The sequence below is a fragment of the Teichococcus aestuarii genome, from assembly GCF_042651065.1.
GTDB lineage: Bacteria > Pseudomonadota > Alphaproteobacteria > Acetobacterales > Acetobacteraceae > Pseudoroseomonas > Pseudoroseomonas aestuarii.
In genome coordinates this window covers 1-7,968 of sequence record NZ_JBHSCH010000112.1, presented here as the reverse complement: position 1 = coordinate 7,968, position 7,968 = coordinate 1, and the positions used below count along the sequence as shown (strand labels likewise).

The window sequence follows — 7,968 nt, the reverse complement described above, 5'->3', positions numbered from 1 at the left end:
CCACGGCGGCCTGGGCGCGGGCGGGGGCGGCGCGCAGGGCGGCGCCCAGCACCGGCACGGCGAGCGAGGCGCCGAGCAGGCCGCGGCGGGAGAGGTTGAGCGGCCTGTCCTCGGGCAGCGCGTCGCGCAGCGCGAGGGCCTCGACCAGGGCGGGGGGCGTGACGGCGTTCATGGCGCGATGCTCCCCGCTCAGCCCTGCGCGGCCTGCCGCGTGGCGGCGGCGATGGCGTTGTAGGTGCCGCAGCGGCACAGATTGGTCATGGCGGCGGCGATGTCCTCGTCCGAGGGCTGCGGCGTCTGCTTCAGCAGCGCGGTGGCCGCCATCACCTGGCCGGACTGGCAGTAGCCGCATTGCGGCACCTGCTGCGCCACCCAGGCCTCCACCACCTTCCGGCCCACCGGGTCCTCGCCGATCGCCTCGATGGTGGTGACGGGCAGGCCGGCGACGCTCTCCACCGGCGTGACGCAGGAGCGCGTCGGCTGGCCGTCCACCAGCACGGTGCAGGCGCCGCACTGCGCGGCGCCGCAACCATACTTGGTGCCGGTCATGCCGAGCTCGTCGCGGATCACCCAGAGCAGGGGGGTGTCGGCCTCGGACTCCACGCGGCGCGGCGTGCCGTTGATGATCAGTTCCATGGGGACCGTCCTTCGGGGGAAGCGGGGCAGCAGGAAGCGGGGCGGGCGAAGGCTGGCGGCGCCGGCTGGCAGGCCGGGCGGGGCCAGGGGAAAAGCGGTCGCGGCCCTGTCGCGCCCGGCGGCGAGGCCCTACACAGGAGGGCGGGCCGGGCTGGCAGAACCAGACGGTTCGGGTTTAGCCAAGCCCCGGCCAGGATGTCAAACCAAATGGTTCGGTCAGGGCGGAAGCCCGGCAGGAGCGGGGCACCACGGGAGCGGGTCAGGGCAATGTCACCGGCGGACGAGACGACGCGCACGCGCATCCTGGAGGCGGCCCTGCGGGAATTCGCCGATCACGGCATCGCCGGCGCACGCATCAACCGCATCGCCGCGGCGGCGCGCACCAGCAAGGAACGGCTCTACGCCTATTTCCACGACAAGGAGGAGCTGCTGGAGACCATCAAGGCCCAGCAGATGGCCGAGATCGCCCGAGCCGTGCCCATGGACCCCGCCGACCTGCCCGGCTATGTCGGGCGGCTGTTCGACCACTTCCAGCGCCACCCGGACCACCACCGCATCGCCGCCTGGTGCGCCCTGGAGGACACCGGCCAGAGCCTGCCGGAGGATCACCCCCGGCTGGCCGCCTACCGGGCCAAGGTGGAGAAGCTGCGCGGCGCGCAGCAGGCGGGGCTGATCGAAGCGGGCTGGGACCCGGCGGCGCTGCTCAGCCTGCTCATCGCCCTCGCCCGCAGCTGGTGCCACATGCCGAAGGAAGTGCGCCAGCTGGCCGGGGCGGCGGAGCCGCCGCTGGCGCCGCACCCGCTGGCGCTGCCCCCATTGGCGCTCCACCGGGCGGCGGTGGTGGAGGCCGCCCGCCGCCTGCTCCGGCCGCCGGGCTAAGGCCGGCCGCCGCCCTCAGAGCCCGTTCAGCGGCACCTTGAGGAAGCGCCGGCCGGCGCCGTCGGCCGGCGGGAGCTGGCCCGCCTGCATGTTCACCTGGATCGAGGGGATGATCAGCCGGGGCATCGCCAGGGTCGCGTCCCGCGCGGTGCGCAGGGCGACGAACTCCTCCTCCGTCACGCCGTCCCGCACATGGATGTTGTGCGCCCGCTCCTCGGCCACCGTCGTCTCCCAGCGGATCGGGCGCCCGTTGGGGCCGTAGTCGTGGCACATGAACAGCCGCGTCTCCGGCGGCAGGGCCAGCACGCGGCGGATCGAGCGGTAGAGGGCATGGGCGTCGCCGCCGGGGAAATCGGCCCGCGCGGTGCCGCCATCGGGCATGAACAGCGTGTCGCCGACGAAGGCGGCATCGCCGATCACATGCGTCATGCAGGCGGGGGTGTGGCCCGGGGTGCTGAGCGCGGTGCCGCGCAGGGCGCCAATCTCGTAGGTGTCGCCGTCCTGGAACAGGTGGTCGAACTGGCTGCCGTCGCGGCGGAACTCGGTGCCCTCGTTGAACACCTTGCCGAAGGTGTCCTGCACCGCGCGGATGCCCTCGCCGATGCCGATGCGGCCGCCCAGGCGCTGCTGGATGTAGGGCGCCGCCGAGAGGTGATCAGCGTGCACATGCGTCTCGATGAGCCATTCGAGGTGCAGCTTCTCGCGCCGGATGTGCTCGATGACGGCATCGGCCGAGGCGGTGGAGACGCGGCCGGCGGCGTAGTCGAAATCCAGCACGCTGTCGATCACGGCGCAGGACAGCGAGGCCGGGTCACGCACCACGTAGCTGATGGTGTTGCTCTCCTTGTCGAAGAACGGCGTGATCCGTGGCGTGGCGCCGGGGCTCGGCGCTTCGGACGCTGGCGTCATGGGCCCTCTCCTCCTCCGGGCCGGCCCGTCGGTGGCCGGCGGCGGATCATGCCGCCGCCGGCCGGCCGCGCGCAAGCGTGGCAGGGTCGGGTGGGGCGGCGGACCGGCTCAGTCCGCCACCCTGGCGCGGTTGCGCAGCAGCATCGCGGCCAGCAGCGTCAGCACGGCGGCGGCGATGAAGCCCAGCGCGATCGGCCGCTCCAGCAGCGCCGTCAGGTCGCCATCCGAGATCAGCAGGCCCTGGCGCAGCGAGCGCTCGAAGGTCGGCCCCAGCACATAGGCCAGCACCAGCGGCCCGAGGTCGAACCCGCCGCGCCGCAGCACGAAGCCGAGCAGGCCGAAGCCCACCGCCAGCAGCACGTCGAAGCTGGCGAGGTTGGTGCTGTAGACGCCGATGACGCAGATGGAGAGGATGGCCGCCGCCATGAAGCGGCGCGGGATCTCGAGCGCCCGCACGAACAGCCCGACCAGCGGCAGGTTCAGCACCAGCAGCAGGACGTTGCCGAGATACATGGAGGCGATGACGCCCCAGTAGATCTCCGGCTGCCGCTCCAGGATCATCGGCCCCGGCTGCACGCCATGGATCAGCAGCGCGCCCAGCAGCAGCGCCGTCACCGCATTGGCCGGGATGCCGAGGGTGAGCAGCGGGATGAAGGCGCCCGCCGTGCCGGCATTGTTGGCCGCCTCCGGCCCCGCCACGCCCTCCACCGCGCCGCGGCCGAACTCCTGCGGGCGCCGCGCCAGCCGCTTCTCCACCGCGTAGGAGAGGAAGGAGGCCAGCACCGCCCCGCCCCCCGGCAGCAGCCCCACCAGGAAGCCGAGGCCGGTGCCGCGCAGCACCGGCGCCACGGAGCGGCGCGCCTCCTCCCGGCTGGGCAGGAAGCCGAGCAGCGAGGAGGGCGGGCGCAGGATCTCCGAGCGGCCGGCCGGCACCAGCGCCAGGAACAGCAGCTCCGACAGGCCGAACAGGCCGAGCGCCAGCGGCGTGATGTTGATGCCGTCCACCAGCTCGGGGATGCCGAAGGTGAAGCGCGGCGTGCCGGCGATGGGGTCGATGCCGACCGCCCCCAGCAGCAGGCCGAGCAGCGCCATCAGCGCCGCCTTGGCCAGCCCCGAGGCGGCGAAGAAGGCGATGAGCGACAGCCCCGCCAGCATCAGCGCCGCGTATTCCCACGGCCCGAAGGCGATCACCAGCTCCGCCAGCGGCGGCGAGAGCAGCATGACGCCGAGGATGCCCACCGTGCCGGCGAAGAAGGAGCCGATGGCGGCGATGCCGAGCGCCGCCCCCGCCCGCCCCTTGCGCGCCATCTCGTAGCCGTCGAGGCAGGTGACGACGGAGGAGGCCTCGCCGGGGATGCGCATCAGCACCGAGGTCAGTGTGCCGCCATAGGCCACGCCGTAGTAGATGCCGGCGAGCAGGATGATGGCGCCCGTCGGGTCCAGCTTCAGCGTGATCGGCAGCAGCAGCGCGATGGTGGTGGCGGGGCCGAGCCCCGGCAGCACCCCCACCACCGTGCCAAGCACCGCGCCGAGCAGGCAGAGGCTCAGATTCTGCCAGGTGGAGAGCACGGCGAAGCCGTGCAGCAGCCCGTCCATCATGGCCTCACGCCCCCCGCAGCAGGCCAAGGCCGGAGAGCGCGTGCTCCACCGGCCCGGGCGGGAAGGGCACGCCGAGCAGCGTGCCGAACAGCAGCACCGTGCCCGCCGTCAGCGCCACGGCGTAGAGGCCGGCGGTGCGCCAGCGGGCGCCCTCGCCCAGCCGCAGCATCAGCAGCACCGCCAGCAGCATCGGCAGGATGAAGCCGGCATAGGGCAGCGCCAGCGCCACCCCCAGCATGGCCGCCGCATAGGCCAGGAAGGTGCGGTTGCGGTGCGGCGCCGCGCCGCCCTCCGCCTCGGCCGTGGCGTCGCCCGGCCAGGCCAGCACCGCCAGCGCGGCGAGGCCGATCAGCACCAGCAGCACCTGCGGCACCAGCCCGGGGCCGGGGCCGTCCCAGCCCCAGCGCTCCAGCCGCGATGCCTCCCGCCAGCCGAGCAGGGCGAAAGCGAGGCCGCCGAGGGCGACCCAGCGCGCGGTCCGTGTCATGCCGCCGCTCAACGCTTCCGCGCCAGGCCGGCCTCGCGCAGCTCGGGGCCGAAGCGGTCATGCGCCTCGCGCACCGTCCGCTCGAACTCGTCCGGCTGCATCACCGCCGGTACCATGCCGAAGCGGCCGAGGATCTCCGCCAGCGCCGGCTTCCGCGCGGCTTCCAGGAAGGCGCGGCTCAGCACCGCCAGCCGCTCCTCCGGCACGCCCTTGGGCGCGATGAAGCCGATCATGGAATCCACCACCACGTCGTGGCCCTGCTCGCGCAGCGTCGGCACGTCGGGATATTCCTTCCAGCGGCCGGCGCTGGCCGAGGCGAGCAGGCGCAGCCGGCCGGATTGCAGCGCCGGCAGCATCTCGGGCGGGTTCTGGATCACCGCGTCCACATGCCCGCCCAGCGCCGCCGTCACCGCCTCCGCGCCGGAGCCGAAGGGGACGAACTGGAAGCGCGCCCCCGCCTTCCGCCCCAGGTCGAACATGCCGATGTTGTTGGGCGCGCCGGTCGCGGCGAAGGTGGTGCGCTTCGCCTTCGCCGCGGCGAGCAGGTCGGCGATGCTCCGGTGCGGCGATTCCGCGCGCACGGCGATGCCGTAGAGGTAGCGCGCGAAGGCGGGCAGGAAGGTGAAGCTGTCGGCGCTGTAGGGCACGTCCAGCATGTGCGGCGCGATGGCCAGGCCGGCGAGGCCGGTGGTGCCCAGCGTGTAGCCATCCGGCCGCGCCGCCGCCACCTGCTGCGGCCCCACCGTGCCCTGCCCGCCGGGGCGGTTCACCACCTGCAGCGGCACGCCGAGGATCTTCTCCGCCTCGGCGGCGATGGCGCGGGTGGAGACGTCGGTGGAGCCGCCCGGCCCGTACTGGACGATGACGGAGATCTCCCGCTCCGGCCAGGTGGCGGCGCGGGCGAGGCGCGGGGCGAGCAGGGCGGCGGGCGCGGCCGCCAGCAGGGTGCGTCGTTGCATGGTTCTTCCTTCCTCCCGGGATGAGCGGCCCGGCGCTTGGCGCGCCTGGGCCAGGGGCGGCGCGCTCAGGGCATGTAGCTGCCGCCGCCGACGTCGATGGTGGTGCCGGTCAGGTAGCCGGCGTCGTCCGAGGCGAGGAAGCGGACCACCGCCCCCACCTCCGCCGGCTCCCCCAGCCGGGCGAGCGGGATGCGGGCGATGAAGGCCTCGTTCATCCCCGGCGCGGCGCCGGCCACCATGTCGGTCGCGATGCGCCCCGGCGCCACGCTGTTGACGGTGATGCCGAAGGGCCCAAGCTCCGCCGCCAGGTTGCGGGCGAAGCCCATCAGCCCGGCCTTGGAGGCGCCGTAATAGGCGCCGGTGATGCTGCTCGGCACATGCGCCGCCTGGCTGGTCATCATGACGATGCGGCCCCAGCGCCGGCGCTTCAGCACCGGAATGGCGGCGCGCGAGAGCAGGAAGGGGCCGGTGAGGTTGACGTCCATCACGCGGCGCCATTCCTCGGTCGGGATCTCCTCGACCAGCCGCTTGCGGCCATCGACCTTGGGTGAGATGCCGGCATTGTTCACCAGCACGCCGAGCGCCTCCCACCAGGCGCCCAGCGCCTGCGGCAGGGCGGCGATGGCGGCCTCGTCGGCGACGTCGAGCGGCAGGGCGCGGGCGCGGTGGCCGGCGGCGTTCAGCTCCGCCGCGAGCGCCTCCACCCCCTCCAGCACATCGGCCAGGATGACGGGGTGGCCGGCAGCGGCAAGCGCACGGGCGATGGCGGCACCGAGGCCGCGCGCCGCGCCGGTGACGAGGGCGACGCGGTCATCGGCGCGGAGGGCGGGAAGGCTCATGGTGTCAGGATCACCTTGCTGGCGGCACGCTGGCGGGAAAGCTCGAACCCCTCGAGGCCGCGCTCGAGCGGCAGGCGGTGGGTGATCATCGGACGGAACCCCTCCGGGTCGCGCGCCAGCAGCGCCAGCACCCGGTCCCAGGTGCCGCGCGCCGAGCCGTGCGAGGCGCGGAGCTGGTGGCGGTTGCGGACGAAGTCGGTGAGCGGCAGGGCCAGCGGCGCGGCGTGGATGCCGGCCACCACCAGCACGCCGTCGCGCCGCAGCACGCCCAGCGCCTCGGCGATGGAGGGCGGGTGGCCGGTGGCCTCCAGCACCACGTCCACCTTCCGGCCGCCGGTCAGCGCCAGGACCTGCGCGGCGAGCGGCCCCTCCGCCACATCCACCCGGTCCGTGAAGCCGAGTTGCTCCAGCACGGCGAAGCGCGACGCGTCCGCCCGCCCGGCGACGATCACCTGCCCCGCACCGGCGGCGCGCGCCATGAGCGCCAGCCCCTGGCCGATGGTGCCCGGCCCCAGCACCAGCACCGCGTCGCCGAGCGAGACCTCCCCCACCCGCACCGCCTCGGCGGCGACGGCCAGCGGCTCGACCAGCGCGCCGAGCTCCGCATCCACCGCCGCGGGCAGCGGCAGCACATTGGCGGCGGGCAGGCGCAGCAGGCGGGCGAAGCCGCCATCGCAGGTCAGGCCCAGGGTGCGGCGGCGCTCGCAGCCGCGCGGCTCGCCGCGCCGGCAGGCCGGGCATTCGCCGCAGACGAGGCCGGGATGCGCCGCCACGCGCGTGCCCTCGGCGATGCCGGCGCCGGGGCCGGCGGCGAGCACGCGGCCCGCCATCTCGTGCCCCATGGTCAGCGGCAGGTGCGGCGCCATGTGGCCATAGCCCTCGGTCCACTCATAGGCGTGCACGTCGCTGCCGCAGATGCCCACGGCCTCGATCCGCAGCAGCACCTCGCCCGGCCCAGGGGCGCCGGGCTCCGGCGCGTCCAGCGCCTCCAGCCCGGGCGCGGGGCGCGTCTTGCGCAGCGCCAGCATCAGAACGGCTCGGGGAAGTGGCCGTGATACATGGTGAGCGGCGGCTTGGCGTCCGGGTCGGTCAGCACCTCGATCAGCGCCGGCGCGCTGGAGGCGAAGGCGGCGTCCAGCGCGGCGCCCAGCTCCTCCCCCTTCGTCACGCGGTGGCCGGCGATGCCGCAGGCGCGGGCGATGGCGGCGTGGTCCACCGCGCCGAAATCGCAGGCGATGGTGTGCTCGCCGAACTTCGTGTCCTCGGCGTGCTTCTGGAAGCCGAGGATGCCGTTGTTCAGCACCACCACGGTGACGGGCAGCGCCAGCCGCTGCAGCGTCTCCAGCTCCGCCCAGGAATGGCCGAAGCCACCATCGCCGCAGAGGCAGACCACGCGCCGCTCCGGCGCCGCCACCTGCGCGCCGATGGCCAGCGGCACGCCCCAGCCGAGGCCCGCCAGGCCGCGCGGCGTCAGGAAGCGCTGCCCGGCCCGCCGGGCCGTCATGTAGATGTTGATCCAGTTGGAGGAGTAGGAGGCGTCGGCCACCATGATGCCGTCCTCCGGCAGGCGGCGGTCGATCTCGGCGGCGACGCGCTCGGGGCGCACCGGCCCGCCGTCGCGCGCGCAGACGCCGGCCACCAGGGCGCGCCACTCTTCGAC

9 protein-coding genes are annotated in these 7,968 nt (G+C 74.3%); 1 reads left to right on the top strand and 8 read right to left on the bottom strand.

Annotated features, from left to right (window positions below; all coding sequences use genetic code 11):
• Positions 1-189: 189 nt before the first annotated feature.
• On the bottom strand, positions 190-636 hold the full coding sequence (locus ACFOY6_RS23275) for a (2Fe-2S)-binding protein (protein WP_109517139.1): 447 nt from the start codon (positions 634-636) through the stop codon (positions 190-192).
• A gap of 267 nt (positions 637-903) precedes the next feature.
• Between ACFOY6_RS23275 and ACFOY6_RS23270 the strand changes: the two genes are divergently transcribed.
• Positions 904-1,515 carry a TetR/AcrR family transcriptional regulator gene (locus ACFOY6_RS23270; protein ID WP_379637040.1) on the top strand — a complete coding sequence of 204 codons (612 nt, stop codon included), beginning with the start codon at positions 904-906 and terminating at the stop codon, positions 1,513-1,515.
• Between the two features lie 15 nt (positions 1,516-1,530).
• Here the strand turns inward: ACFOY6_RS23270 and ACFOY6_RS23265 are convergent, their stop codons facing one another.
• The 7 genes from ACFOY6_RS23265 to ACFOY6_RS23235 all read right to left on the bottom strand — a co-directional run.
• Complete coding sequence (locus tag ACFOY6_RS23265; protein WP_109517141.1) at positions 1,531-2,424, bottom strand: MBL fold metallo-hydrolase; 894 nt, start codon at positions 2,422-2,424, stop codon at positions 1,531-1,533.
• Between the two features lie 108 nt (positions 2,425-2,532).
• The gene (locus ACFOY6_RS23260) at positions 2,533-4,020 is read right to left on the bottom strand and encodes a tripartite tricarboxylate transporter permease (protein ID WP_379652382.1); all 1,488 of its coding nucleotides are present in this window, start codon (positions 4,018-4,020) and stop codon (positions 2,533-2,535) included.
• 7 nt (positions 4,021-4,027) lie between these two features.
• A complete protein-coding gene (locus ACFOY6_RS23255; RefSeq protein ID WP_379652381.1) occupies positions 4,028-4,510 on the bottom strand; it encodes a tripartite tricarboxylate transporter TctB family protein in 483 nt (160 codons plus the stop codon).
• A gap of 8 nt (positions 4,511-4,518) precedes the next feature.
• Entirely contained in the window at positions 4,519-5,469 is a 951-nt protein-coding gene (locus ACFOY6_RS23250) for a tripartite tricarboxylate transporter substrate binding protein (RefSeq protein WP_109517144.1), read from the bottom strand.
• Positions 5,470-5,534: 65 nt separating this feature from the next.
• Positions 5,535-6,308 (bottom strand): SDR family NAD(P)-dependent oxidoreductase, encoded by a 774-nt coding sequence (locus ACFOY6_RS23245; protein ID WP_379652380.1) that lies wholly within the window; start codon positions 6,306-6,308, stop codon positions 5,535-5,537.
• Positions 6,305-7,336, bottom strand: a complete 1,032-nt coding sequence (locus ACFOY6_RS23240) for a zinc-dependent alcohol dehydrogenase (protein WP_379637028.1) — start codon at positions 7,334-7,336, stop codon at positions 6,305-6,307. Before ACFOY6_RS23240 ends, ACFOY6_RS23245 begins: the two co-directional genes overlap by 4 nt.
• Positions 7,336-7,968 (bottom strand): thiamine pyrophosphate-dependent enzyme (locus tag ACFOY6_RS23235; RefSeq protein WP_379652379.1); only part of this gene is annotated, 633 nt, incomplete at its 5' end. The genes ACFOY6_RS23235 and ACFOY6_RS23240, both read right to left, overlap by 1 nt.

What these genes read in the sequence shown, in the direction of transcription:
- ACFOY6_RS23250 (WP_109517144.1), bottom strand. Translation starts at nt 5,469, where the DNA reads ATGCAACGACGCACCCTGCTGGCGGCCGCGCCCGCCGCCCTGCTCGCC.
- ACFOY6_RS23265 (WP_109517141.1), bottom strand. Translation starts at nt 2,424, where the DNA reads ATGACGCCAGCGTCCGAAGCGCCGAGCCCCGGCGCCACGCCACGGATC.
- ACFOY6_RS23260 (WP_379652382.1), bottom strand. Translation starts at nt 4,020, where the DNA reads ATGGACGGGCTGCTGCACGGCTTCGCCGTGCTCTCCACCTGGCAGAAT.
- ACFOY6_RS23245 (WP_379652380.1), bottom strand. Translation starts at nt 6,308, where the DNA reads ATGAGCCTTCCCGCCCTCCGCGCCGATGACCGCGTCGCCCTCGTCACC.
- ACFOY6_RS23240 (WP_379637028.1), bottom strand. Translation starts at nt 7,336, where the DNA reads ATGCTGGCGCTGCGCAAGACGCGCCCCGCGCCCGGGCTGGAGGCGCTG.
- ACFOY6_RS23275 (WP_109517139.1), bottom strand. Translation starts at nt 636, where the DNA reads ATGGAACTGATCATCAACGGCACGCCGCGCCGCGTGGAGTCCGAGGCC.
- ACFOY6_RS23255 (WP_379652381.1), bottom strand. Translation starts at nt 4,510, where the DNA reads ATGACACGGACCGCGCGCTGGGTCGCCCTCGGCGGCCTCGCTTTCGCC.
- ACFOY6_RS23270 (WP_379637040.1), top strand. Translation starts at nt 904, where the DNA reads ATGTCACCGGCGGACGAGACGACGCGCACGCGCATCCTGGAGGCGGCC.